Origin of the sequence: Marinomonas algae (assembly GCF_047525555.1) — a bacterium.
Taxonomy (GTDB): Bacteria; Pseudomonadota; Gammaproteobacteria; order Pseudomonadales; family Marinomonadaceae; genus Marinomonas.
This window is the reverse complement of sequence record NZ_JBLIXK010000007.1, coordinates 13,229-37,625: the sequence shown is the minus strand read 5'-3', so window position 1 is coordinate 37,625 and position 24,397 is coordinate 13,229. Positions and strand designations below refer to the sequence as shown.

The 24,397-nt window shown below is 43.4% G+C and carries 25 protein-coding genes; 15 read left to right on the top strand and 10 right to left on the bottom strand.

Going from position 1 to position 24,397, the window contains the following annotated elements:
- Positions 1-177: 177 nt before the first annotated feature.
- From ACMUMQ_RS10865 to ACMUMQ_RS10845, 5 genes are read right to left on the bottom strand one after another with little or no spacing between them, the layout of a single operon-like run.
- Entirely contained in the window at positions 178-1,668 is a 1,491-nt protein-coding gene (locus ACMUMQ_RS10865) for an aldehyde dehydrogenase (RefSeq protein ID WP_414682012.1), read from the bottom strand.
- A 21-nt stretch (positions 1,669-1,689) separates the two neighbouring features.
- Positions 1,690-2,724, bottom strand: a complete 1,035-nt coding sequence (locus tag ACMUMQ_RS10860) for an LLM class flavin-dependent oxidoreductase (RefSeq protein WP_414682011.1) — start codon at positions 2,722-2,724, stop codon at positions 1,690-1,692.
- Positions 2,721-3,629, bottom strand: a complete 909-nt coding sequence (locus ACMUMQ_RS10855) for a flavin reductase family protein (protein WP_414682010.1) — start codon at positions 3,627-3,629, stop codon at positions 2,721-2,723. The genes ACMUMQ_RS10860 and ACMUMQ_RS10855 overlap by 4 nt, the downstream gene beginning before the upstream one ends.
- Positions 3,616-4,455 carry an alpha/beta fold hydrolase gene (locus ACMUMQ_RS10850; protein WP_414682009.1) on the bottom strand — a complete coding sequence of 280 codons (840 nt, stop codon included), beginning with the start codon at positions 4,453-4,455 and terminating at the stop codon, positions 3,616-3,618. The genes ACMUMQ_RS10855 and ACMUMQ_RS10850 overlap by 14 nt, the downstream gene beginning before the upstream one ends.
- Positions 4,427-5,026: an amino acid synthesis family protein gene (locus tag ACMUMQ_RS10845; RefSeq protein WP_414682008.1), complete on the bottom strand. Its 600-nt coding sequence runs from the start codon at positions 5,024-5,026 to the stop codon at positions 4,427-4,429. Before ACMUMQ_RS10845 ends, ACMUMQ_RS10850 begins: the two co-directional genes overlap by 29 nt.
- Positions 5,027-5,180: 154 nt before the next feature.
- Between ACMUMQ_RS10845 and ACMUMQ_RS10840 the strand changes: the two genes are divergently transcribed.
- The 7 genes from ACMUMQ_RS10840 to ACMUMQ_RS10810 all read left to right on the top strand — a co-directional run bounded on the left by ACMUMQ_RS10840 (position 5,181) and on the right by ACMUMQ_RS10810 (position 10,779).
- The gene (locus tag ACMUMQ_RS10840) at positions 5,181-5,843 is read left to right on the top strand and encodes a GntR family transcriptional regulator (RefSeq protein WP_414682007.1); all 663 of its coding nucleotides are present in this window, start codon (positions 5,181-5,183) and stop codon (positions 5,841-5,843) included.
- Positions 5,840-6,232, top strand: a complete 393-nt coding sequence (locus ACMUMQ_RS10835; RefSeq protein ID WP_414682006.1) for a carboxymuconolactone decarboxylase family protein — start codon at positions 5,840-5,842, stop codon at positions 6,230-6,232. Before ACMUMQ_RS10840 ends, ACMUMQ_RS10835 begins: the two co-directional genes overlap by 4 nt.
- A gap of 16 nt (positions 6,233-6,248) precedes the next feature.
- Positions 6,249-6,548 carry a DUF1330 domain-containing protein gene (locus tag ACMUMQ_RS10830; RefSeq protein ID WP_414682005.1) on the top strand — a complete coding sequence of 100 codons (300 nt, stop codon included), beginning with the start codon at positions 6,249-6,251 and terminating at the stop codon, positions 6,546-6,548.
- Positions 6,549-6,876: 328 nt separating this feature from the next.
- Positions 6,877-7,893, top strand: coding sequence for an ABC transporter substrate-binding protein (locus ACMUMQ_RS10825; protein ID WP_414682004.1), 1,017 nt, complete (start codon positions 6,877-6,879; stop codon positions 7,891-7,893).
- A gap of 75 nt (positions 7,894-7,968) precedes the next feature.
- Positions 7,969-8,820, top strand: coding sequence for an ABC transporter permease (locus tag ACMUMQ_RS10820; RefSeq protein ID WP_414682003.1), 852 nt, complete (start codon positions 7,969-7,971; stop codon positions 8,818-8,820).
- A 1-nt stretch (position 8,821) separates the two neighbouring features.
- Positions 8,822-9,628, top strand: a complete 807-nt coding sequence (locus ACMUMQ_RS10815) for an ABC transporter permease (RefSeq protein WP_414682002.1) — start codon at positions 8,822-8,824, stop codon at positions 9,626-9,628.
- Between the two features lie 20 nt (positions 9,629-9,648).
- Positions 9,649-10,779: an ABC transporter ATP-binding protein gene (locus tag ACMUMQ_RS10810; protein ID WP_414682001.1), complete on the top strand. Its 1,131-nt coding sequence runs from the start codon at positions 9,649-9,651 to the stop codon at positions 10,777-10,779.
- Between the two features lie 181 nt (positions 10,780-10,960).
- On the opposite strand, the gene amtB is transcribed toward ACMUMQ_RS10810, so the two are convergent.
- From amtB to glnT, 5 genes are all read right to left on the bottom strand, one after another.
- Positions 10,961-12,214, bottom strand: coding sequence for an ammonium transporter AmtB (gene amtB / locus ACMUMQ_RS10805; RefSeq protein WP_414682000.1), 1,254 nt, complete (start codon positions 12,212-12,214; stop codon positions 10,961-10,963).
- 99 nt (positions 12,215-12,313) lie between these two features.
- Complete coding sequence (locus ACMUMQ_RS10800; RefSeq protein ID WP_414681998.1) at positions 12,314-13,642, bottom strand: FMN-binding glutamate synthase family protein; 1,329 nt, start codon at positions 13,640-13,642, stop codon at positions 12,314-12,316.
- An 18-nt stretch (positions 13,643-13,660) separates the two neighbouring features.
- A complete protein-coding gene (locus ACMUMQ_RS10795; RefSeq protein WP_414681997.1) occupies positions 13,661-14,344 on the bottom strand; it encodes a GltB/FmdC/FwdC-like GXGXG domain-containing protein in 684 nt (227 codons plus the stop codon).
- A 14-nt stretch (positions 14,345-14,358) separates the two neighbouring features.
- The gene (locus tag ACMUMQ_RS10790; protein WP_414681996.1) at positions 14,359-15,258 is read right to left on the bottom strand and encodes a class II glutamine amidotransferase; all 900 of its coding nucleotides are present in this window, start codon (positions 15,256-15,258) and stop codon (positions 14,359-14,361) included.
- Between the two features lie 44 nt (positions 15,259-15,302).
- Positions 15,303-16,637: a type III glutamate--ammonia ligase gene (gene glnT / locus ACMUMQ_RS10785; RefSeq protein WP_414681995.1), complete on the bottom strand. Its 1,335-nt coding sequence runs from the start codon at positions 16,635-16,637 to the stop codon at positions 15,303-15,305.
- Positions 16,638-16,877: 240 nt separating this feature from the next.
- Here glnT and ACMUMQ_RS10780 point away from each other — a divergent pair, with 240 nt between their 5' ends.
- The 8 genes from ACMUMQ_RS10780 (at position 16,878) to ACMUMQ_RS10745 (ending at position 24,332) form a co-directional block, all read left to right on the top strand.
- Complete coding sequence (locus tag ACMUMQ_RS10780; protein WP_414681994.1) at positions 16,878-17,534, top strand: helix-turn-helix domain-containing protein; 657 nt, start codon at positions 16,878-16,880, stop codon at positions 17,532-17,534.
- 285 nt (positions 17,535-17,819) lie between these two features.
- Positions 17,820-18,608, top strand: a complete 789-nt coding sequence (locus tag ACMUMQ_RS10775) for a DeoR/GlpR family DNA-binding transcription regulator (RefSeq protein WP_414681993.1) — start codon at positions 17,820-17,822, stop codon at positions 18,606-18,608.
- Positions 18,605-19,606: an ABC transporter ATP-binding protein gene (locus ACMUMQ_RS10770; protein WP_414681992.1), complete on the top strand. Its 1,002-nt coding sequence runs from the start codon at positions 18,605-18,607 to the stop codon at positions 19,604-19,606. The genes ACMUMQ_RS10775 and ACMUMQ_RS10770 overlap by 4 nt, the downstream gene beginning before the upstream one ends.
- Before the next feature lie 34 nt (positions 19,607-19,640).
- On the top strand, positions 19,641-20,924 hold the full coding sequence (locus ACMUMQ_RS10765) for an ABC transporter substrate-binding protein (protein ID WP_414681991.1): 1,284 nt from the start codon (positions 19,641-19,643) through the stop codon (positions 20,922-20,924).
- A gap of 100 nt (positions 20,925-21,024) precedes the next feature.
- A complete protein-coding gene (locus ACMUMQ_RS10760; protein WP_414681990.1) occupies positions 21,025-21,888 on the top strand; it encodes a carbohydrate ABC transporter permease in 864 nt (287 codons plus the stop codon).
- A 23-nt stretch (positions 21,889-21,911) separates the two neighbouring features.
- Positions 21,912-22,721, top strand: coding sequence for a carbohydrate ABC transporter permease (locus ACMUMQ_RS10755; RefSeq protein ID WP_414681989.1), 810 nt, complete (start codon positions 21,912-21,914; stop codon positions 22,719-22,721).
- Positions 22,721-23,557: an endonuclease/exonuclease/phosphatase family protein gene (locus ACMUMQ_RS10750; RefSeq protein WP_414681987.1), complete on the top strand. Its 837-nt coding sequence runs from the start codon at positions 22,721-22,723 to the stop codon at positions 23,555-23,557. The genes ACMUMQ_RS10755 and ACMUMQ_RS10750 overlap by 1 nt, the downstream gene beginning before the upstream one ends.
- 4 nt (positions 23,558-23,561) lie before the next feature.
- A complete protein-coding gene (locus ACMUMQ_RS10745) occupies positions 23,562-24,332 on the top strand; it encodes an HAD-IIB family hydrolase (protein WP_414681986.1) in 771 nt (256 codons plus the stop codon).
- Positions 24,333-24,397: the final 65 nt, after the last annotated feature.

Sequence of the window (24,397 nt, the reverse complement as noted above, 5' to 3'; positions counted from 1 at the left end):
CCTTACATTTATTTTGGGGATTTTTAAGGTCTCTTATCTCGCTACTGCAACCCTTAACGAGATCAACTTGTACTTTGAGCCAAATGCTTTATTGAAATAACAACAATGCACTCTAGGTGATGCGTACATCACCTAGACAACATTGAAAACGATTAATGAAGCTGAGTTTGGAGTTATCTAACGCATAACAAATGGGTTAGACATAGGTTCACTTGACGTACTAATCCAGGTGGTTCGTACTCGTATATAGTCTTGAATCGCTTGAATACCAGCCTCACGACCATAACCAGATTGGTTTACACCGCCAAAAGGTGCCATGTAAGACACAGCTCGATAAGTATTCACCCAACAAATACCAGACTGAATTTTTTGCGACACGCGTAAAGCTTTAGAAAGGTTCTCGGTAAATAATCCAGACCCTAGACCAAATTCAGAATCATTGGCTAAGGCAATGGCTTCTTCCTCTGTATCAAAGCAGGCAATCGATAAAACAGGACCAAACATCTCAACATGCAAGGTTTCAACGTCATGGTTAGGACATTCCACAATCGTCGGAGCAAAATAGTAATCTGAACCCAAATCAGGTAAACGAGTTCCGCCCATTAAAATTTTGCCTCCTTGCTCAACCGCTTTAGCCAGCGCGTCTTCTATGGTCTCTACCTGAGCCAATGTACATAACGGCCCAATGTGAGAAGTGGAGTCAAGAGGGTCACCAACACAGATCTGAGCGGTTCGCTCTAACAGTTTGTCACGCAAGATAGGGTAAAAATCACGCTGAACATAAACTCGAGAACCAGCGACACAAGATTGCCCAGACGCCCCAAAATTACCGGCAATAATACCGTTAACCGCACTTTCTAAATTGGCATCATTAAAAACAATAATGGGCGATTTTCCTCCCAATTCGAGAGAAGTGATCGCAAAATTATTCGCTGTGTTACGAACAACATGCTTCGCCGTTTCAGGGCCCCCCGTAAATGCAAGCCTGTCTATATCTGGATGAGATGTTAGAGGTATCGCACAGCCTTTAGCGTCACCTGTAATTACTGAAACCACACCTTTAGGAAAGCCAGCCGCTTGTATCAACTTAGCAAATTCCAAAATAGCGGCAGGGGCAATTTCAGATGCTTTAATAATTACACTGCAACCTGCCGCTAATGCTGGAGCAAGTTTTGTCGCTGTCAGAAACATTTGAGCGTTCCACGGCACAACCGCAGCAACGACCCCGATAGGTTCAGGCTTAGTAAAGACATGCATATCAGGCTTATCAATAGGAAACGTATGCCCTTCTATCTTATCGGCTAAACCAGCGTAATAACGGTAGTAATTCGCAACATATTTAGCTTGAGATTGCGTTTCTGCTGCTAACTTCCCGCTGTCCGTTGTTTCGACTGCACCCAATGCTTGAGAGTTAAGCTCCAATTGATCTGCCAACTTACACATTAATTGGCCACGGGCGGTTGCACTCAACCCTGCCCATTCAGGATCTGATAACGCACGACGAGCGGCTTTCACAGCTCGATCCACATCTTCTGGCTCAGCGCAGGCAAACGTCGCCCACTTTTCACCTGTGGCTGGATTTATTGTTGGCATTACATTGCCTGCAGCGCCTTCAACCCACTCATTATCAATAAAAAGGGAGTAGTGAGGTAATGTTAGTTTTGACATACGACTGACTTCTCTAAATTTTTAGTTAAATGCAGGCATCACTTCGTCAATGAATCGGCGCAGTGAAGCTTCTTTTTCAACTCGGCTCATACTTGAATCACTCCAATAAGAAAATTCGTCATAGCCTAGGTCTTCATAATATTTCAGACGTTCGATGATTTGTTTCGACGTGCCTATCATCAAATCCTTACGAATAGCATCACGCTTATAAAATGGGTGATTGTCTATTTCTTCTTGGCTCAACGCTTCAATTAAACCTTGATTAATCGGACGTTCATTTTTGAACCAAGCACCAAAGTAGCAGTAGAACTCATGCAGTTTACGAGCCGCTTGTGCCAACTCTGCTTCATCATTTGAAACATAAGCATGCTGTAGAATCATGATCTTGGTACGCTTATCGTACTTGGTACAAGCTTCTTTGTATTTTTCAATAAGCGACTCTACTTCTTCGATGCCTTGCCACAATGGGGTAACTTGCACATTACAATCCTGACTCACGGCAAACTCATGACTATTAATGTCTCGAGCTGCAACCCAAATTGGAGGGCCATCTTCAGTCAAAGGTTTTGGAGATGATGTGGTTTTAGGGAAGCTATAATGCTTACTATCTTGAGCATAATCCCCTTTCCACAAACCTTTAATCGCAGGAACCATTTCTCTTAAACATTCACCCGCTTGCCATGCGTCAATGCCACCAGGCACCATACGTTCGTACTCAAAACTATAAGCACCGCGAGCAATGCCTAATTCCAAACGGCCACCAGTGACAAGATCTGTCATTGCGGCTTCACCAGCGAGCTTTATCGGGTGCCAAAATGGTGCGACTACCGTACCTGTCCCCAGTCGAACATTTTTAGTTTGGTGCGCTATATCAATCAAATTTAAAAATGGGTTAGGCGCAATGGTAAAATCCATACCATGATGTTCACCTGTCCATATCGTCGTCATACCACCTTCGTCCGCCATTTTACAAAGAGATAAAAACTCCTCATAAAGCTCGGCTTGACGTTGCTGTTCGTTAACGCGCTCCATATGAGCGAACAATGAAAACTTCATCGAACATCTCCTTCTACTTCATTGCCAAAATACAAACGAAATACACCATTTTTCTTCTCGCTAACAAAACGACTGACCATGGACGTCAGGTCTGCAGAAGCAAATGACAACTTCGGCAAGTCACCTAAAGGAACATACTCATATCCTTCTGGTGCTGTTTGTTCAGCATGTTCTACGCGATAAAAAGCAACAAAGTTGCCAGTTTGAGCTTTTTCATACACTGAAAATGCCTGACCAATCTCATAGCCTCCGCCTAAATTAAGCATAAATTGCTCCAAAGACGCCCGAGACCCTTTATCCGCCAAAACATCAACGGTCGGCAACTGATACCCTGCTGCTGATTTTTGCACTAACAACTTATCTGAAGATTCAATGAGCCCACCAACACGAGCACATTTACCATGAGCCATTTCTTCTGCTTTATGCTCCATTCCTAAGCTAAAGTAACCGCCTTTGGCATAACCCAAACCGAACTTTTCAGTTGTATTAAATGACTCTACTTTGCCAACCAGCATAAGATGATCACCGGCTGATATTTTCTCAAATGCAGAACATGAAAAGTGTGTCACGGCATCACGAATCAGTGGCGTTCCAAACTCATCTTCAAACCAATCAACTTGTGCAAATCTATCCTCTTTCGAGCCAGCAAAAGTATTGGAAACATCCTGTTGGTCTTCTGCAAGAATGCTCACAGCAAAGTGTTCACACTGCTCAAATACGTCAAAACTAGACAGCTTATTCGCAGGGCAAACCAGCAAAAGCGGAGGATCCATGGATACTGATGTAAAAGAATTGGCTGTAAACCCTACTTTTTCTCCAGTTTTACTCACCGCAGTAACGACCGTAATGCCGGTCATAAAAGAACCAAATGCATTACGTAAGGCTCGGGGATCATTCGTACTCATGGGAAACTTCCTCTATAGAGTTAATACTCTGTTGAAAAAACTTAACAATTGCTGAATTGATTTCTTGATAATGAGTCATAGGAGCCATATGCCGAGCCCCTTCAACAAGGTAGCATTCGCCTTCTGGACAAAGCTTTGCCATTGCTTCAGACATTTCTGCTGTCGAGTTTGGATCACCTCGGCCAGTTAAAAACAAAGCAGGAACATTAAGTGCTCGAAGCTCTGAATCTTCAGGTCCGTCGTTCAAGCAAAACACTTCATAAGCCTGTCGATAACCGTCTAGCGAAGCTTGCTCCAACCACTCACGACAAAATTGAGCGTTTTGGACATCGTCACCTTTTAATGGAAAATCAAACCAACGCTTTATCGGTGCAGTGATGTTTTCACTCGTAATGTTTTCTTTTATCTGCATCACTCGGTGCTGGACAGCTTCTTTTGCCTTTTCTGACCGACGAAAAACAGAGTTCATCGCAATGACACCAGAACATTTTGATGGGTAACGAATGGCAAAATTAAGCGCGATCATAGACCCCATAGAATGCCCTGCAATCACCACAGGAAACACGACATCACTCTCAATCCAACGAGCCAACACATCAGTGTAATCACTTATATTCCGGCACTCTGGAAAAAGATCACTTTCGCCATGACCAGGCATATCTACTGCATAAACAGTAAAATACTCAGCCAACGCACTCATTTGGTTTAACCATGCTTCCAGCCTTAATCCAACACCATGAATAAGAACCAGAGATGGGCCACTCCCCATCTTCACATAAGATAAACCTTGCGATGATTTAAACCGCTGCGGGATTGTCGATATCATGCCCTAACTCCTTAAGCTCTTGATATCTATCACCAATTCGGTGATGAGGTCGCCCACCTGTTGCACCACCCAACACCACAACAATTTCGTCATCTCTTGGAGCATCACAAATATTAAATTGCAGCGTTAAATAATGAGATCGACGGCCACCATCATTTTTATCCATCATAGGAACGGCGATAGCAGCATTTGCAGGGCCACGAGTATTAGAGAAAGATAAGAAAGATTTTGCTTCGACAGCTTCACGGTAGAAATTGCCAAAATGTAATGTATGAATAAGAGCAGAGGCGTGCTCAATCTCACCATCCAAACCAACTACAGCTGCTTTACCAAATGCTTCAATGTTTTCTGCACCACCAGCTATTTCACAAATACGATCCGTCAGCAACTTGCCTAACTGAGGGCCATACTCCAGCACTAAAGGTCTTAAGTCTTCAACATAACGACCAGCCCACGGGTTTTTGACCACAGCCGCAGCAGCAAACATGCGCAAAGGTTTGTCAGCTTCTTTGAATCCTTCAATTAAGGTTTCTTCTTCAAAACAGACTATTTTTCGAATCTCTAAACTCATAACGATTTCCTAAAGCTCAACAATGATGAATAAATTAACTTTGTAGTATGGTATACCATATGATATAAACATAAACATACTATCTTTTATAGTTCAACCAATATTGTGCTAATATGTGAAAAAATATTTTTTTAGAAAAAGGACAAATAATCTAATGCAAAAGGTTGAACGCCCAAAAACCCTCAAGGAAACCGCACTAACAACATTACGAGATGCCATTACAAGTAACTCATTAAAACCAGGCACGCGCTTGGTTGAACGAAACTTATGCGAAACCATGGGAGTAAGCCGAACGGTTGTACGGGAATGCATTCGACATTTGGAAAGTGAGAGATTGGTAAAAGGTATTCCTAATTCAGGATTTGTTGTCGCCTCTATCAGCGACTCAGAAGCTCGTGAAATATATGAAATTCGTGCTTTATTAGAAAGCACCGCTGTTAAAGCCTGTAGCGAAGTCATTACCCCTGAAATCATTACTGAGCTTTATAGATTGCATGATGAAATTGCACTGCACCTTCAAAAAGATGACATTAAAAATGCTTTAAAACTCACAACAAGTTTCTACGAACTCATCTTCAAAACCGCCGAAAAGCATGTTGCGTGGGTATTGGTTGAACAGTTGAACTCCAGAATATCTCGTTTAAGAGCATTCACTCTAAGTGCTCGAGGCCGAAAAACAGCAGGCCCAAAAGATCTATACGACATGGTTAAGGCTCTTGAGGAACACAACCCCGAAGCCGCTGTAGAAATATGCGAGCGCCATTTACGCGAAGCCTATGAAATAGCGACACACATAGATAAAGGAAACGATGTATGAACAAAGAACGATTTGAATTAGGCCTTTCAAAGCGCAAAGCAACCCTTGGTAATGAGTATGTTGAGCGCAACCTAAAAAAAGCAGACGCGTTTAACCTTCCCTTTCAAGAAGCAATGACAGAATGGTGTTGGGGATTCGGATGGGGTGATGAAACTATCGATGCCAAAACTCGCTCTATGATGAACTTAACCATGATTGCAGCATTAGGCAAAATGGAAGAATGGGAGCTTCACTTAAATGGCGCCATCAATAATGGCGTAAGCGTTGAAGAAATACGCGCTATTCTGCATACCATTGCAATCTATTGTGGTGTTCCACAGGGCGTTGAATGCTTCCGTATAGCACGAGCATTATTAACGGAAAAAGGTTTATTAGAACCGAATGAATAATATTTAGGAGGTAAAGATGAAAGGTTATTGGATCGCACATGTCCAAGTTGAAAATATCGACCAATACGAGGCGTACCTTGCTGAAGCTCCTTCTGCCTTAAGTGCATTTGGCGCTCGCATGCTTTCCCGCGGAGAGGACTTTACTGTGTTAGAGGGAGCAAACCCTACGCCTACTCGTGCCGTTGTATTTGAATTTGACAGTTATGAGACGGCTTTGGCTTGCTATCACTCTGACGCCTACCAACATGCCCGACAGCATCGCCTTTCTTGCAGTAATGCCACCGTACTTATTCTAAAAGGCCTTCCTCAAATTTAATTTTTTTATAACGGCTTGCCTCTGTGCAGTCGTTATATTACCGCTTTACCTACCTGCTTCTTTTTTTCCTTTACCCTCTCGCTACCAGCCTTCTTTTGCTTGGTTTTTTGCCAAATGCCGCTTGTTGCTCATCAATCGCAACATCAACTTTTTACTTGTGAATAAATCCGCACGATATGAAAAAAGTGTAAAAGCAGCTTGACCATATTATGGAATACCATAATATGGTAGATCTCTAGTGTGTTTTTTAACCAATAAAAATCACTGATAGAAAGAGACTAAAAAGACGAAAAGCTATCCATAATTAAAAAGTAAAAGGAACATAAAAATGAACAAACGATTTAAAAGTGGCATTCTAGCGTTCGCTATTAGCATTACGGCAACAGCAATTCATGCAAACGAGTCAATGAACTTTGTAAGTTGGGGCGGCTCCACTCAAGAAGCGCAACAACAAGCATGGGCGATGCCTTTTACAGCTAGTACAGACATAAAAGTAATACAAGATGGTCCAACAGATTACGGCAAGCTAAAAGCCATGGTCGAGAGCGGTAACGTTCAATGGGATCTTGTAGATGTTGAAGCTGATTTTGCTTATCGTGCTGCAAGTGAAGGGCTACTTGAACCATTAGACTTCTCCATCATTGACACTACCCATATCGATCCTAGATTCGTATCTGATTATGGTATCGGCTCTTTCTATTTCTCTTTCATTCTCGCCTACAACAAAAGTCAAATATCTGGTGAACCTACTTCTTGGGAGCAATTATTTGATTTAGAAAACTACCCTGGAAAACGTGCTCTGTATAAATGGCCAAGCCCTGGTGTTCTTGAAATGGCACTTATTGCTGACGGAGTAAAAGCCGACGAACTCTACCCTCTTGATCTAGATCGAGCTTTCACAAAGCTAGATTCAATTAAAGATAAAATCATTTGGTGGGGTGGTGGTGCTCAATCACAACAATTACTGGCTTCTGGTGAAGCATCAATGGGTATGTTTTGGAACGGTCGTGTTTTCTCATTACAAGAAGATGGTCTTCCTATTGGCGTAAGCTGGGAAAACAATCTCGTCATGTCCGATTTCTTAGTCATTCCTAAAGGCGCAAAAAATAAAGATGCTGCGATGAAGTTCTTAGCTTACTCAACAAGCGCACAAGGACAAGCTGACTTTGCAACCATGACGGCTTACTCCCCTATTAACACTCAAAGTAGCGAGCTCATCGATAAAGGTATCAATGCTTACCTTCCTACAAGCTACTCAGAAGACCAAGTGTCCTTAGACTACAAATATTGGGCAGAACATGGCCAAGAGATCAGTACTCGCTGGAACAACTGGTTACTGAAATAACACAGTGATTTACCCCTTTCCATTTTAATTAAACACTGAGCAAGCGATTGCTCAGTGTCTTTAAAGGTAAAAACTATGTTTTTAAGTACTTCTCATCGTAAGCCAAAAGGTATTTTGCTTCTCTTACCTATTTTGCTTTTTTTAGGGATTTTTTTTCTCATCCCCTTAATTGGGTTACTCATTAAAAGTGTGACTGAACCCACGTTAGGATTAGGCAACTTTTCAGAACTCCTCGCGACATCAACCTACATACAGGTCCTTGGGAATACATTCTTAGTGGCCACTCTAGTGACACTGTTTGCCATTTTATTAGGTTTCCCTCTTGCATGGTGCATAACCCTTTTTCCAAAAGGATGGGGAAGATTGCTCCTGAATATTGTTCTGCTTTCAATGTGGACTAGCTTATTAGCTCGTACCTACTCATGGTTAGTATTGCTGCAGTCTTCAGGCGTACTGAATAAAGTACTTATGGGAATAGGCATCATAGACCAGCCTCTTGAACTAGTGCATAACCTAGCCGGCGTCATTATCGGCATGACTTATATAATGATTCCGTTTGTCGTCTTACCACTACAAGCTTCTATGAGCACTATTGACCCAATGATTTTGCAAGCCGCATCCGTTTGTGGCGCACCTGCTAGAACAGTCTTTTTCCGTGTTTTCATCCCTTTATGCAAACCAGGAATTTTCTCTGGAGCGTTAATGGTTTTCGTGATGTCCCTCGGTTATTACGTGACACCAGCATTGCTAGGGGGAGTTAGCAACATGATGCTTCCTGAGTTCATTGTTCAGCAAATTCAAAACTTTTTAAATTGGGGAATTGCAAGCGCCTCAGCTTCTATTCTTATTTTGGTGACCTTAGTGATGTTCTATATCTATCTAAAAATCCAAACAGATTCTCCAACTTCATCTAACACAGGAGACTAGTATGTTATTAACTCAACAGTCGATGGGTTGGAAACTTAAGTCCACTCTTTACTTCATCACAGGGGCTATTGCGTCATTTTTAGCATTACCTATATTTTTTATCGTTGCACTTTCGTTCGGTTCTTCTCAATGGTTGGTATTCCCTCCGCCACATTGGACGACAAAATGGTATGAACGCTTTTTTGAAAACCCTCAATGGATTGAATCCGCTCTCACTAGCTTACAAGTCGCTCTTATTACTTCTATTTTAGCGACATTGATTGCATTACCTGCATCGTTTGCCTTAGTAAGAGGGAAATTTGCCGGACGTGATTACCTATACAGTTTGTTCACTCTGCCTATGATAGTCCCAGTGGTGATCATTGCTGTTGCCACCTACAGCATGTTTCTCAGTTTAGGGCTAACTGGCACCTTGGTCGCCTTTATCATTAGTCATGTCATTGTAGCTTTACCTTTCGCAATCATCTCTATCATTAACTCATTAAAGTTATTTGATAAATCCATTGAAGACGCAGCCGTAATTTGCGGTGCAAACCGACTGTACGCCATTTTTAAGGTTACTTTTCCTGCCATCAAACCAGGCATTTTTTCAGGTGCTTTATTTGCGTTTCTAGTGTCTTGGGACGAAGTCGTCATCAGCGTCATGATGGCCAGCCCAGAATTGCAAACTCTCCCTGTGAAAATGTGGTCTACCTTACGTCAGGACCTGACTCCTGTCATCGCAGTGGCTTCTACCCTACTTATTCTTCTTTCTATATTGATCATGCTTGTCTCAAATACTTTACAGAAGCGTAGCCAACAGGCCTAACGCTTAGGAGCTTTTTATCTATGTTAACTCAGCAAAATTCATCCTCATTGGTTACGCTAAAACAACTTAACAAAGAGTACGGAGAGTTCACTGCCGTCAACCACATCAACCTTGATATAGAAAAAGGAGAGTTTCTCACCTTCTTAGGGTCCAGCGGTTCAGGGAAAAGTACGACACTTTCTATGATTGCAGGATTTGAAACACCCACATCGGGAGAAATACGTCTTAACGATAAATCATTAATCGAGGTGCCATCCCACAAACGTGGCATTGGTATGGTTTTCCAGCATTACTCTTTATTTCCACATATGAATGTTCGGGACAACATTGGCTTTCCTTTGGATATTCGTAAGGTTCCAAAACAAGAACGAGACAAAAAAGTAGACGACATCTTAAAACTGGTACAGCTAACCGACTTTGCTGATCGCCGACCTAGCATGCTTTCAGGCGGTCAAAAGCAACGTGTCGCTATTGCTCGCGCACTTGTTTATGAGCCTGAAATTCTACTGATGGATGAACCATTAGGCGCTTTAGACAAAAAGCTTCGAGAAGACCTACAAGATGAGTTGCGTCAAATTCATAAACGACTTGGCATTACAATCATTTATGTCACCCATGATCAAGATGAAGCCATGCGATTATCTGAGCGAATTGCTATCTTCAAGGAAGGCGAAATTATTGGATTAGGCTCAGGAAAAGACTTGTACAACACTCCTCCTAACGCTTTTGTGGCGTCATTTTTAGGAAACTCCAACTTCTTAAAAGTTAAAATAGTTTCAGAGACCGAAGCGCAATTCGAACAACAAACATTAAAACTTAAAAAACCAGCCACACCGATTCCAGATCAAGCTGATGCGTTAGTCATGATTCGCCCAGAAAACATCTATGTGTTATCGAAAGAGCAAGCAGAACAAGAGCCATTAGCAAGTGATATTAATCAGATTAGCGCAACGGTTGAAGAAACAGTCTTCCTTGGAGAAAGCTACACCTGTTCACTTATCACTTCATCTGGACAACGTATTATGGGGAAAATAGTAGCCAGAGAACATTCCGAGATTGCGCCTGGCAGTGAAGTATATGTTCGTTGGTCAACTCAGCATTGCTGCGTTTATGACAACTGGAATGAGCAAGACATAACAAAAGCCAGCTAAACAAAATGTTCGCCTCTGGGAGCTTCGGCTCCCTTTTTTTACCTATCTTACAGAGGCATGAGACTTTTTGAGTAAGCGATACCCGCCATGCTACAGCCACAAAAAAGCCCCTAAACGGGGCTTTCATTGTTTGTTGCACTTAGGGGGGCGCAACATAATAGTAGTCTTTATATAAACACTACTATTTGGTCTCTTGACCAAACTCTGGGTAAGCGTGCATACCACATTCGTGCATATCCATGCCTTCAAGCTCTTCTTCTTCGCTGACTCGAAGTCCCATCACTTTCTTAATAACCCACAAAGAAACCAAAGTAGCGCTGAACATCCAAACAAATGTACAAACAGTACCAATCAGTTGTCCCATGAAAGTGGCATCATCATTGGAAATCAACACAGCAAAAATCCCCCAGATGCCAGCAGCACCATGAACTGAAATCGCGCCTACAGGATCATCTAGTTTCAGCTTATCCAACAACAAGACAGAGAAAACAACCACAACACCACCAATTGCACCAACTAAAGAAGCAACAGTTGCTGAAGGTGCTAATGGCTCTGCGGTAATTGCAACAAGACCTGCTAATGCACCGTTAATTGTCATTGTTAAGTCTGTTTTGCCAAACAATGCTCGAGCCAATAATGCAGCAACGATCATACCCGCCGCGGCAGCCGCATTGGTATTAACGAAGATCTTTGCAACAGCATTCGCTTCTTCCACATTAGAGATTTTTAACTCAGAACCACCATTAAAACCGAACCACCCCATCCAAAGAATAAACATACCAAGAGTTGCTAAAGGTAAGTTTGCTCCTGGAATAGCGCGTACTTCGCCATTTTTTCCGTAACGCCCTTTACGTGGCCCAACCATAAGCACTGCTGCTAATGCGGCTGCAGCACCGGCCATATGAACCACCACAGAACCTGCGAAATCTTGGAAACCCAATTGATCTAAGAATCCACCGCCCCACTTCCAGTAACCTTCTACCGGATAAATAACAGCAACCATGACTACGGCAAACACAAGGAATGGCCATAAGCGCATACGTTCAGCAACGGCACCAGAAACAATCGACATAGTGGCTGCAGCAAACACGGCTTGGAAAATAAAGTCAGCCATTGTTGAGTAATATGGCGCACCTTCTCCAGAAGTCACATCCGCTACGCTATTGTCTCCACCTAAGAAGAAATCTAGACCTGGAATGTAAGCACTAACTGGATTAGCTGGGTACATGACGTTGTAACCCACTACCAAGTAAACAAAACACGCAACACCATATAAAAGAGCATTTTTGTTCAAAATCTCAACGGTATTTTTACCCCTAACCAGACCTGCTTCCAACATGGCAAAGCCTGCTGCCATCCACATAACCAAAGCAGTACACATTAAGAAATAAAACGTGTCTAAGGCGTAACTCACCTCAATGACCATATCTCCCATAAAACACCTCTACTAAAAAATTAAATGCGCGATATAGACGCTCTACAATTAAAAAAGCCACACATTAAGCATGGCTAAATAACACTTTATTGACCGAACTTAGTACTGTTGACCAGGAATCCAAGTCGTACCCGCTAATGGCACACGAGCCATGGCTGCGGCTTCCACATTAAGCGCAACAAGATCTTCTGGCTCCAAATTGCGTAAGTCGTTTTTGCCACATGCGCGAGCCAAAGTTTGCGCTTCTAGAGTCAAAACTCGTAAGTAGTTCGCTAAGCGATTACCCGCTGCAACAGGATCAAGACGCTTCATCAGTTCAGGGTCTTGAGTCGAAATACCAGCAGGGTCTTTGCCTTCTTGGTAATCGTCGTAGAAGCCAGCCGCAGAGCCAATTTTCTGGTAGTCTTCTTCCCATCTTGGATCATTACAACCAAGCGCAACCAAAGCCGCTGTACCAATTGCAACCGCATCAGCGCCCAACGCCATACATTTCGCTACGTCTGCACCGTTACGGATACCACCCGATACAATCAACTGAACTTTACGATGCATGCCCATTTCTTGTAAGGCTTGAACCGCTTGAGGAATCGCTGCCATAGTTGGAATGCCAACGTGTTCGATAAACACATCTTGAGTAGCCGCTGTACCGCCTTGCATACCGTCAACAACAATGACATCGGCTCCGGCTTTTACCGCCAATTTCACATCGTAATAAGTACGAGTTGCACCTACTTTGATGTAAATCGGCACCTGCCAATCTGTAATCTCACGCAGCTCTTGAATCTTGATCGCCAAGTCATCTGGACCTGTCCAATCTGGGTGACGACAAGCAGAACGCTGGTCAATACCTTTTGGTAGGTTACGCATTTGCGCAACACGATCGGTGATTTTTTGACCAAGCAACATACCGCCGCCACCTGGTTTTGCGCCTTGTCCTAATACCACTTCAATGGCATCGGCTTTGCGCAAATCGTCTGGGTTCATGCCATAACGAGAAGGCAAGTATTGATAAACAAGGTGTTTCGACTGACCGCGCTCTTCTGGCGTCATGCCGCCGTCACCAGTCGTTGTGGATGTTCCTGCAATAGAAGCACCTCGACCCAAAGCTTCTTTTGCATTGGCAGATAAGGCACCAAAACTCATGCCTGCAATGGTTACAGGAATGTCTAATTTAATTGGTTTTTTCGCGAAGCGATCACCTAGTACCACAGAGGTATTACAGGTTTCTCGATAACCTTCTAATGGATAACGAGACATACTGGCACCCAAAAACAATAAGTCATCAAAATGAGGGACTTTGCGTTTTGCACCAAAACCACGGATATCATAAATGCCGGTATCTGCTGCTCTGCGGATTTCTGCCATAGTGGCACGGTCGAAAGTAGCGGACTCTTTTAGGCTGTCATTTCTTTTGCTGTCATTACTCATGATTCTAACCTCGTAAACTTAGTATGCTGATGCGTTATCCACTTTAAATGTGTAAAGCTGACGCGCTGATCCATAGCGTTTGAAAGAAGCAACGTTTTCTTCCACACCGGCTTTAGCAAGCAATCCGCTTAACTCTTCAACGTGCTCTGGGCGCATTTCTTTTTCAATACAATCAGCGCCTAGAGATTTCACCGTACCTTTCACATAAATATGCACTTCATACAATGAGTCACCTAACGCTTCACCCGCGTCACCGCACACAACTAAAGAGCCTGACTGTCCCATGAAACAGCTCATGTGACCGACACTTCCTTTTACAACAATGTCCACGCCTTTCATTGAAATACCACAGCGTGCACCAGCATTACCTTCAATCACTAACAAACCGCCTTGAGCAGTAGCGCCCGCCGCTTGCGACGCATCGCCTTTCACTCGAACCACGCCAGACATCATGTTTTCTGCAACGCCTTGACCTGCGTTACCATGCACCGTGACATTGGCTGACTTGTTCATACCAGCACAAAAATAACCAGCATGACCTTGAATCGCCACATTCACCGGTGCATCCAAACCCACCGCAAGGTTGTGACTGCCCTTTGGGTTAGTCACCGTCCAATCCTTTTCTGTCAATGTTGACGCTTGCTCATGGAGAGCTTGGTTAAGTTCACGAACCGAGGTTGTAGCCAAATCAAATTCTTTCATTCTTTGCTCTCCTATTACTTGCGTTCCCAGATGTAAAATGTCGCTGGCTCTGGTTCCCAGACAGTCGCGTTCTCAATACCAGGTAAAGAGGCTAAAGCTTGATACTCTGATGCCATGGCAACATAGTCTTCCGTTTCAGCCAAAACCGCTGGTTTACAGGCAATAGGATCGCGCATTACGGCAAAGCCGTCTTTTGTACCAATGGTGAAAGTGAAGAAGCCATCTAGGTCTTTTAACGCATTTTCCAAAGCTGTCTGCAAAGAGTCGCCATTGTTCAAACGCCACGTTAAATAGCCCGCTGCCACTTCAGAATCGTTCTCTGTTTCAAAGGTAATGCCTTCACGCTTTAGGCGATCACGCAAACGGTTGTGGTTCGATAGCGAACCGTTGTGAACAAGGCAAAGATCAGAACCAGTTGAGAACGGGTGACTGCCTTCCATCGTTACAGCGGATTCAGTCGCCATACGAGTGTGACCAATAATGTGGCTTCCTTTCATACGACTTAAGCTGAACTTAGAAGTAATGTTTTCTGGCAAACCTACTTCTTTTAAGATCTCAATGGATTGACCCGCACTTAAAATCAACACGTCTGATGCATTGGCGCCTAGCCACTCTCTTACGCTCGCTTCGCTTGCTTCCAGTTTAAGCACAGCAACATTGGCGTTTTGCATCCATTCAATAGCGCAACCTAAAGCGCCAGTTAAGGACTCAGTTAGACCTGCCCAATCGTAATCTTCCTTTGGGTGTCTTAACGTAAACTTCACCCAATCACCGGTAACATCATCACCGTAAATAGCAAAGCCAGCACTGTCTGGGCCACGATCCGTCATGGCAATCAGCATAGGCTCAAACAGCTCACCTAATTTGTTCTCATATTTATCATTTTTAAGATAAAGACCTACTATTCCACACATGGGCGAAACCTCTATTCAATTTAATTGCTGTAAAAAGATGATGATTAGAAAAACTCTGCGTATTTCGCCACTTCCCAATCAGAAACATGGCGCTGGTATTCACCCCACTCTGCACGCTTCACATTTAAGAACTCGGCAACAATGTCGCTGCCCATTGCTTCAACAAACACTGTGTCTTTTTCTAGCTCATCCAAGGCATCGCCCAAGTTCTGAGGCAGAATAGAAATGTTTTTCGCAATGATTTCTTCTAGGGAAAGGTCGTATAAGTTGATGTTCATTGGCTCGCCTGGATCCAGTTCACGCTCAATGCCATCCATACCAGCGGCAATAAGAGCTGCGTGTACTAAATATGGGTTACAACCAGAATCAGGGAGGCGGAACTCCAAACGACCATAAGGAACACGAACCAAAGCAGAACGGTTGTTATCGCCGTAACATTCGTAAGCAGGCGCCCATGTTGCACCAGAGCTGTTGCCGCCTACGACAAGACGCTTGTAAGAGTTAACGGTTGGAGCGGCAAACGCACAAATCGCCTTAGCGTGTGCCAGAATACCAGCGGTAAAGTGATAAGCCATTTTCGACAAGCCCATTCCATGCTTATCGCTGTCATCGTTGAATAAATTCTTACCAGATTCATCGGTGATGGATAAATGGAAGTGCATACCATTACCTGTTTTATCTGCAGCAGGTTTTGGCATGAAGGAACAAATCATTCCCATGTCGTTCGCAATTTCACCAGCGGCCATACGTACAAAAGTAAAGCGGTCAGCTGATTCCAATGCATCGCCGTAGGTGTAATTGATTTCAAATTGGCCGTTAGCATCTTCGTGGTCAATTTGGTAAACATCAAAATCAACCGCTTGAAGCGATTCCACAAGGCGCTCAAGGAAAGTACGAGAGCGAGACAAGCCTTTATAGTCATAACATGGCTTCGCCAAGGTATCCGAGCTGTCTACTGGCAATAATTCACCACGCTCACCTTTTTTAAACAGATAGAACTCAGGCTCTAAGCCTGTGTTCAGCGTCCAACCTTTTTCGTCTAAACGCTTCAGTTGTTTTTTCAATACAACACGAGAGCAATATGGATGTTGCTCACCGTTTACGTAGCCGTCACACGCCATACGAGCGTAACCTGGCTGCCAAGGAACAATGCTTAAAGTAGAAAGGTCGCCTCGTGCTAAAAAGTCTGGGCCATGTGGCTCCATAGCAAGGCCCGATACAGCGAAACCAGCGAAACCAGCACCTGTATTCACCACATCAAAAATATTTTTTGCCGGAACAGATTTCGTCTTCGCAACACCGTGGATGTCCACAAACTGGGCTAAAACGTATTTAATCTGATTGTCTTTCAAAAAGTTTTCTACTTCATTGGCTTGCATTGCATGTCTCCTAAGTAAGTTCCACAACCTATAAGAATTACGAAAGTTAAGTAATTTCTACTTACCTAATGTATTTCTCGTAGGGAAAGTATTATTCTCTTAAAGAAAGCAAAACGCTTGCCAATAAATTAACTGAAAGGAATTTATTTTTCCTGATAGGAATTAAGTCACTAAATTCAAGGGATTCGGAAAAAGTAAATCTGCTATAATTAGACAAAGGAAATGATAAGGCCCCTTCAAATGAAAAAAGATGCACCATCTAGGCACATACAAGCCCTCAAAAAGGGCGAAATAAGTCATGAGCGTACTGGGTCACCGCGCTTACGACTGGAAGATTACATTGCGATGCAGGTAAAGCGTAAACGCATGGCACAAGATTTAAAGATTGCAGACGTCGCAAGAATTGCGAAGTTGAGCCAAGGAATGGTGAGTAAAATAGAAAATGCGCAAGTGTCCACCAGCTTAGACACGTTAGGTCGACTCTGTGATGCGATCGGTCTGTCTATTTCACAGCTCTTTGCAGACTATGACCGCCCTGAAGGCGATGCACAGCACACAAAGTCTGGTCAAGGAATGGAGGTGGTTCGAAGAGGAACAGAAAAAGGCCATACATATCACTTGCTGAATTACACAAGAGGCGAAACTCAACTGGTCGAACCTTTTTTAATCACAATGGATGATGCCAGTGAAATCTTCCCGACCTTTTCACACCCTGGTCAGGAATTTATCTACATATTAGAAGGTGAAATTATGTACCGTCACGGTAATAAACTTTATCACCTGGAACAGGGCGACTCTTTATCATTCGACTCAGGCATCCCTCACGGACCTGAAGTACTTTTAAAGGTGCCAATCAAGCTTTTGTCTTTTATCACTCACAGTGGTCAGGACAATTAATCATTAAAAGGGCTTTATCTCATTCAATAAAGCCCTTTTTTTATTAGCACAAGTTAGCCACTTCTTAGACGTATTTTTCCCCACCAATACATCGCGACCCCCAGCAAACTCGCCCTCCTCTCCCTCATACGTTCATTAACAATAACAGCAGCCGATTTAGTCCAGATATTCATCCGACACAGAAATTCCAACATTAATTAGAAATGCAACGAAACTGTAAACAAACCTTCATACGAAACCAATACTATTTCGAACAACAAGATTTAGCGCACTTTAAGGTTTCGTATGATAGAAGAAATATCAGAAAGACAAGAAGAGATTCTTAGTTTACTTAAACGTCATGGTGGAAAAATTTCCAGTGCAGAGCTCACTGAACACTTTGACGTGTCTGTTCAAACGATCCGTAAAGACCTGCATATACTTAGTGAGCTGGCTTTAGTAAAACGGATCCACGGCGGCATTTGCTTACCTGTACAAAGCAATAATTTGTCTTTTTCTAATCGACAAATTATTCACTTGGAAGAAAAGAAAGAGATCGCCAGAAAGCTGGTTGAATATCTGCCGGAAGGTTGCAGCATATTTTTGGGCATAGGCACCACGCCAGAACAAATTGCTCGCCATCTTATCCATCATCCTGGACTCACGGTGATTACCAATAATCTAAATGCGGCCATTGCCTTATGTGAGAACCCCAACATCGAAACACACATGGTTGGTGGCCGCATTCGTGCCACGGATCAGGACGTGGTAGGAGAAGATGCCACACATTACTTTCGGAAGTTTCAGGTCAATTTTGGTATTTGTGGCGTGGGCGGTATTTCCAACTCTGGCGATTTACTCGACTTCTCTCCAGAAGAATCCCACCTGTCCCAAGCCATTTTAGAAAATTGTGAACAACGATTGTTAGTGGCAGACCATCATAAATTCGAGCGCAGCGCGCCGGTAAAAAGCAGTCATTTGAAATGCATCGACATCTTCTTCACCGATCAAATATCCAATGAATTAAATCAACTTTGCCAACAATTAGGTGTGAAAGTTGAGTTATCAAACGATGAACCTCTGAGGGCATTATGAGTTTTTTAAGTATCACTAGTTTAAGCAAGGAATATGCTCATCACTGTGTCGTGGACGATATCAATTTCACCATAGAGCAAGGCGAATTTCTGTCTTTGCTTGGCCCAAGCGGTTGTGGAAAGTCAACTACCTTGAACATGATTGCGGGTCTTGAATCGCCCACAATGGGTCAAATTCACCTTGGGAATAAAGACATCACTCACCTTCCACCAGGAAAGCGTGAGTTGTCTATGGTGTTTCAGTCGTACGCGCTTTTTCCACACCTCTCCGTTAAGGAAAACATCTTATTTGGCTTGAAAGCACGCCGTGTGGACAAGCAAGAACAAATTAAGCGACTAAAACACGCCATTGAATTAGTGAGCTTAGAAGAACACCTTAACAAAAAACCTAGCCAGCTCTCTGGTGGGCAATGCCAACGGGTGGCGCTGGCAAGAAGTATTGCTTCTCAAGCCCCTCTTTGTCTGATGGATGAACCCCTTTCAAACCTAGACACAAAGCTGCGCAATGAAATGCGTAACGAATTACGTCACCTGCAAAAGTCGTTAGGTTTGACTGTGGTGTACGTCACCCATGACCAGATTGAAGCTATGAGTATGGCAGACAAAATCATCTTACTTAACCAAGGCAAAGTAGAGCAACAGGGCTCTCCAGAAAGCTTTTATCAAGCACCTGAATCTACCTTTGTTGCCAGTTTTATTGGTCATCCACCAATGAACCTGATGACAGGTCATGAACATATCATCGGCGTCAGACCTGAGCACATAGAAGTTCAAGAAGTTGGTCACAAGGCAAAGATCAACAGCTGCGATTACCAAGGTGCGGCCACCATTATCAATGTCGACGTGATAGAGGGGCCATTTAAAGGCTCAAAAGATATTCAACTGTCCCTAATGGGTAAACACCAACTAACAGAAGGAAGCCACTTAAACATTAATTGGTCCGAGCAAGAGCAACATCTGTTTTCCAAATCCACTGGCAAGCGTATTGCCAGTCTATAACATCGTTAAAATCAACCTGAAAGGAGCTACTGCAATGCGTTCAAACATTAAAAAACTTCTTACTTTAGGAGCGATAGGGCTGAGTTTTTCGGCTCTTGTACAAGCTAAAACAGAATTAACCATGTATTACCCAGTGTCTGTTGGTGGCGCTTTAACCAAAGTCGTTGACTCTATTGTTGACGATTTTGAACACCAAAACCCAGATATTGATGTAAAAGCCATTTATGCGGGCAACTACAACGATGCACGAGTAAAAGCTTTAGCGGCACTAAACAGCGGAAAGCCTGCGCAATTATCCGTGATGTTCTCCATTGATGTGCATGAGCTAATGGGGCTAGACGCCATTGTGCCTTTTGATGACGTCATTTCCACGGCTGATGAACGTAAGTGGCTAAAGAGTTTTCACCCAGCATTGATGGAAAATGGCATTGTTGATGGTAAAACCTACGGTATTCCTTTCCAGCGCTCTACCATTGTCATGTACTACAACAAAGACATGTTCCGTGCTGCTGGCCTTGATCCAAACAAAGCCCCTAGTAGCTGGGAAGAGCTGGTTGAAATGGGTAAGAAGCTTACCAAGAAAGACAGCAATGGAAATGTCACACAATGGGGTGCAATGATCCCATCTACAGGTTATCCATATTGGATGTTTGGCGCACTGGCAAAAGAAAAAGGTCATAAGCTCATGAACCAAGCGGGTAACAAAACCTACTTCAATGACCCTAAAGCCATTGCCGCATTAGAGTTCTGGAAAGACCTAGGCAACAAGCACCAAATCATGCCAAAAGGGATGATTGAATGGGGTACGCTGCGCCAGAACTTCCTAGAAGAAAAAACCGCCATCATGTGGCACTCAACAGGTAACTTAACTGCTGTGAAAAACGCCGCTAAATTTGACTTCGGTGTGGCAATGCTACCAGCCGATGAAGAGCGCGGTTCACCAACAGGTGGCGGTAACTTCTACCTGTTTAAAAATGCTTCTGCAGAAGAAAAGCAAGCGGCTCTTAAACTCGTTAAATTTATGACATCACCACAGCAAGCGGCTAAGTGGAGCATAGAAACGGGCTATATGGGCATCAGCCCTGCGGCTTACCAAACGAAAGAGTTGACTAACTATGTGGCGTCTTTCCCACCAGCGGCGGTTGCTCGTGACCAACTAAAATACGCAACAGCGGAGCTATCAACACACCAATCAGGTCGTGTCAGAAAGCTATTAGATGATGCGATTCAATCCGTACTAAATGGCCAGCAAGATGCCGAAGAAGCATTAACAGCGGCGCAAAAACAAGCGGATCGAATCCTATCTCGTTACCGTTAACTCTCGTTACTATGAAGTCTTGCTAACGTTAAACCTTACTAGCGTTGCATGACATTCTGAACACAACGGGGCTAGCACTAGCCCCGTATTGGAATGACTTATGTTTAAAACCTATAAAGCTCAAGCTTGGTTACTTTTAGCACCAGCGCTCATTCTTTTAGTTGCCTTCACTTATCTGCCTATAGGCAATACCCTTTGGCGCAGTGTATTTGGCTTTGGCGTGCAAATGGGAGACCTAGCTAGCAGCGAGAACTATGCACGTTTACTTGATGATCCCGTTTTCTGGGAAGTCTTAAAGAACAGTGCTCTGTATGCTGTGATCACAGTGCCTGCTTCTATATTTTTTGCTCTCATCATGGCACTTTGGGTGAATGGAAAAATCGCTGGCACAGGCTTTATGCGACTTTCCTTCTTTACCCCAACCATGTTGCCGATGATCTCTGTCGCTAACATTTGGTTGCTCTTTTATAGTTCTGAAATTGGTCTATTTAATGCCATCTTGGGCTGGTTTGGTTGGTCTGGTGTGAATTGGTTAGGCAATCCAGATACCGCCCTTTACAGCCTAATGACCATGACCATCTGGAAAGAAGCAGGATTCTTTATGATCTTTTATCTTGCTGCGCTACAAACCATCTCGCCAGATTTATATAAGGCCGCGAAAACCGAGAATGCTTCAAGCTTATACATCTTCCGACGCATTACTTTTCCTTTGCTTATGCCAACAACGCTGTTTGTCTTTGTGAACGCGCTATTAAACTCGTTCAAGCTGATTGACCACCTGTTCATCCTCACTAAAGGTGGGCCGAACAATGCCACCAATCTCCTGCTTTATTACATCTATGAGAACTCTTTCGCCTTTTTCGATACGGCTTACGCATCCGCACTGACAGTCGTGCTGCTGCTGATATTGATTGTGATGGCACTCATACAATTCGGTGTGATTGAACGTCGCATCCACTATTAACCACCAAACAACCGAGATTGATAATGAATAAAACACTGACTCTTTTATCTTCTAGTATTGCTTTGGTATTAGCATTTCTGTGGATATTCCCTTTGCTGTACGCCTTTTGGGCGGCTTTTCATAGCTCCGAATACACAACGAGTTTTTCTTTGTTTGCCCCATTGGAACTAGGGAACTTTAAAAAGGCTTGGTCTCAAGCGCCTTTTGTCAGCTACATGTTCAATACTTTTGCCATCAGCCTTTTAACACTGGCGGGGCAACTCATTGTCTGTACTTTGGCCGCTTACGCATTAGCTCGCATTCAATTCAACGGACGAGCACTGGTCTTTAGCCTGATCATTATGCAATTGATGGTGACACCTGAAATACTCATTGTGGAGAACTATCAAACCTTGGCTCAACTTCATGCCATTGATACCTATTTTGCGGTCGCGATTCCTTACGTTGCCAGTGCCTTTGGTATTTTCTTATTGCGTCAAAGCTTTAAGACCATTCCTATCGACCTAGAAAATGCGGCAAAACTGGAAGGATGTAATCTTTTACAAATCATTTGGAAAGTCTATGTGCCTCTCGCCAAGCCGACTTATGTGGCTTATGCCTTAGTGTCCATTAGCACACATTGGAATAATTTCTTATGGCCTTTAATCGCCACAAACACAGAAAATAGCCGCCCACTCACCGTTGGTTTGTCTATTTTTGGTGCGCCAGAATCTGGTGTAGATTGGGCCATCATTTGTGCTGGAACCCTCATATCCATTGGGCCGCTTCTGCTCATGTTTATCGTCTTTCAGCGTCAATTCATTCAGTCATTTATGCATGCAGGGATAAAGTAATGCGCTTACTCAGTTGGAACATTCAATCCACAAAAGGATGCGATGGTGTATTCAATATACATCGAATTATCGATGTCATTAAGGCGTTTGGAGAGCTCGATGTGATCTGCTTGCAGGAAGTCTCTAGAAACATACAAGCCTACAATGACGACGACCAAAAACAGCTTTTCGAAGACGCTTTTGAAGGCTACCACAGTGTTTGGGCAACCGGTTTTAGTCGCCCTTTAGCCAATGGCAAGTGCCAAGAATTCGGCAATCTAACGCTCGTAAAGCAAGGTAAACTTTTAGATCAGCGTATCCATCAGTTGCCAGCTCCTTATGTGTCTCCCGCGATACAAATTCCGAGAACCATTGCTGAAGCCGTCATTTCCTATAAAGGCAACAGCATCACCCTATTAAACACGCACCTTGCTTATCACTCAGAGTTCGAGTCGGCACAGCAAATTGAGCACCTCACTAAGCTTCGAGATCAGATTCTCTCTCACCAAAAGCCACCAGCCTCTCAACCCAATGATGCTTATCACCTCGCCCAAAGAGGCCAGCACGTCTTATTATGTGGCGACCTTAATGTTGACTTGAACAGCGCCAAATACACAAGAATGACCAGTGAAATGGCATGGTTGGATGCAGCAGAAATCCCATTAGAAAATAACGATTCTGCACAACGCCAGCCGACTTGCGGTGTCTTTGATACCAACCTCTGGCCAGAAGGCGCTCATGTACGAGACTACTTTCTTTGCTCCTCACTGCTCCACAATCAGATATCCAGCGTTGACGTAAACACCTTAACCATGGCGTCCGATCATCAACCTATTTGCTTAACTTTAAAAGATTAAAACCATGACACAAAATCCAAAAAGCTTACCGAAAACCCTCGCTAACCCAATCAAAGTCCTATTCACAGATGTGGACGATACCTTGACCCTTAATGGAGAAATCCCGCTTCAAACCATCCAGTCATTACACACGCTAAGACAGAACAATATTCTTGTTATTCCGGTTACTGGAGCCAGCGCAGGATGGTGTGACTGCCTACTCAAGACGCTTCCGATAAAATACATTATTGGTGAAAATGGGGCTTTTTTTATGACACAGGAAGAGCGCGGTCATACTCGATTAACCCATTTAAAAGACCCAAAAGAAGTAGAAAGTGATTTAGAAAAACTCAAATCATTGGCCAATCAGCTGAACAGCAATTTCCCAGACATTAGCTTTACACAGGATCAAGACTTCCGAATCACCGATGTTGCATTAGACATAGGGCAAGCGGTTCAAGTGGATTTTTCCGATGCAAAACGAGCCACCCAATGGTTAAAAGAAAAAGGCGTGAATGCGAAACTCAGCTCCATTCATATCAATACTTGGATTGGCGACTACAACAAAGCCACAGGGGCTTTAGCTTGGCTGAAAGCACATGATATTTCTCTTGAGGAAACGGCGTTTATAGGCGACTCCAGCAACGATGAAGCCATGTTCCAAGCCATTCCTCTCTCCATTGGTGTTGCTAATGTTGAAAGGTTTCTCCCAACACTGACCCATAAACCCAATTACATCACACAAGAAAAAGGGGGATTAGGTTTCGTTGAACTCGCTAACTCGCTGGTTTCTTAACATTAGCAAGACACTGACAAATGAGTAACAGCTTTCATTAAGTACAATTAGGCTGTTACTCGTTG

Coding starts and splice junctions, on each gene's coding strand:
- glnT (WP_414681995.1), bottom strand. CDS start 16,637: ATGCAAGCCAATGAAGTAGAAAACTTTTTGAAAGACAATCAGATTAAA.
- ACMUMQ_RS10850 (WP_414682009.1), bottom strand. CDS start 4,455: ATGATATCGACAATCCCGCAGCGGTTTAAATCATCGCAAGGTTTATCT.
- ACMUMQ_RS10755 (WP_414681989.1), top strand. CDS start 21,912: ATGAATAAAACACTGACTCTTTTATCTTCTAGTATTGCTTTGGTATTA.
- ACMUMQ_RS10835 (WP_414682006.1), top strand. CDS start 5,840: ATGAACAAAGAACGATTTGAATTAGGCCTTTCAAAGCGCAAAGCAACC.
- ACMUMQ_RS10780 (WP_414681994.1), top strand. CDS start 16,878: ATGAAAAAAGATGCACCATCTAGGCACATACAAGCCCTCAAAAAGGGC.
- ACMUMQ_RS10800 (WP_414681998.1), bottom strand. CDS start 13,642: ATGAGTAATGACAGCAAAAGAAATGACAGCCTAAAAGAGTCCGCTACT.
- ACMUMQ_RS10750 (WP_414681987.1), top strand. CDS start 22,721: ATGCGCTTACTCAGTTGGAACATTCAATCCACAAAAGGATGCGATGGT.
- amtB (WP_414682000.1), bottom strand. CDS start 12,214: ATGGGAGATATGGTCATTGAGGTGAGTTACGCCTTAGACACGTTTTAT.
- ACMUMQ_RS10810 (WP_414682001.1), top strand. CDS start 9,649: ATGTTAACTCAGCAAAATTCATCCTCATTGGTTACGCTAAAACAACTT.
- ACMUMQ_RS10820 (WP_414682003.1), top strand. CDS start 7,969: ATGTTTTTAAGTACTTCTCATCGTAAGCCAAAAGGTATTTTGCTTCTC.
- ACMUMQ_RS10840 (WP_414682007.1), top strand. CDS start 5,181: ATGCAAAAGGTTGAACGCCCAAAAACCCTCAAGGAAACCGCACTAACA.
- ACMUMQ_RS10765 (WP_414681991.1), top strand. CDS start 19,641: ATGCGTTCAAACATTAAAAAACTTCTTACTTTAGGAGCGATAGGGCTG.
- ACMUMQ_RS10830 (WP_414682005.1), top strand. CDS start 6,249: ATGAAAGGTTATTGGATCGCACATGTCCAAGTTGAAAATATCGACCAA.
- ACMUMQ_RS10770 (WP_414681992.1), top strand. CDS start 18,605: ATGAGTTTTTTAAGTATCACTAGTTTAAGCAAGGAATATGCTCATCAC.
- ACMUMQ_RS10815 (WP_414682002.1), top strand. CDS start 8,822: ATGTTATTAACTCAACAGTCGATGGGTTGGAAACTTAAGTCCACTCTT.
- ACMUMQ_RS10760 (WP_414681990.1), top strand. CDS start 21,025: ATGTTTAAAACCTATAAAGCTCAAGCTTGGTTACTTTTAGCACCAGCG.
- ACMUMQ_RS10790 (WP_414681996.1), bottom strand. CDS start 15,258: ATGTGTGGAATAGTAGGTCTTTATCTTAAAAATGATAAATATGAGAAC.
- ACMUMQ_RS10775 (WP_414681993.1), top strand. CDS start 17,820: ATGATAGAAGAAATATCAGAAAGACAAGAAGAGATTCTTAGTTTACTT.
- ACMUMQ_RS10795 (WP_414681997.1), bottom strand. CDS start 14,344: ATGAAAGAATTTGATTTGGCTACAACCTCGGTTCGTGAACTTAACCAA.
- ACMUMQ_RS10845 (WP_414682008.1), bottom strand. CDS start 5,026: ATGAGTTTAGAGATTCGAAAAATAGTCTGTTTTGAAGAAGAAACCTTA.
- ACMUMQ_RS10865 (WP_414682012.1), bottom strand. CDS start 1,668: ATGTCAAAACTAACATTACCTCACTACTCCCTTTTTATTGATAATGAG.
- ACMUMQ_RS10855 (WP_414682010.1), bottom strand. CDS start 3,629: ATGAGTACGAATGATCCCCGAGCCTTACGTAATGCATTTGGTTCTTTT.
- ACMUMQ_RS10860 (WP_414682011.1), bottom strand. CDS start 2,724: ATGAAGTTTTCATTGTTCGCTCATATGGAGCGCGTTAACGAACAGCAA.
- ACMUMQ_RS10745 (WP_414681986.1), top strand. CDS start 23,562: ATGACACAAAATCCAAAAAGCTTACCGAAAACCCTCGCTAACCCAATC.
- ACMUMQ_RS10825 (WP_414682004.1), top strand. CDS start 6,877: ATGAACAAACGATTTAAAAGTGGCATTCTAGCGTTCGCTATTAGCATT.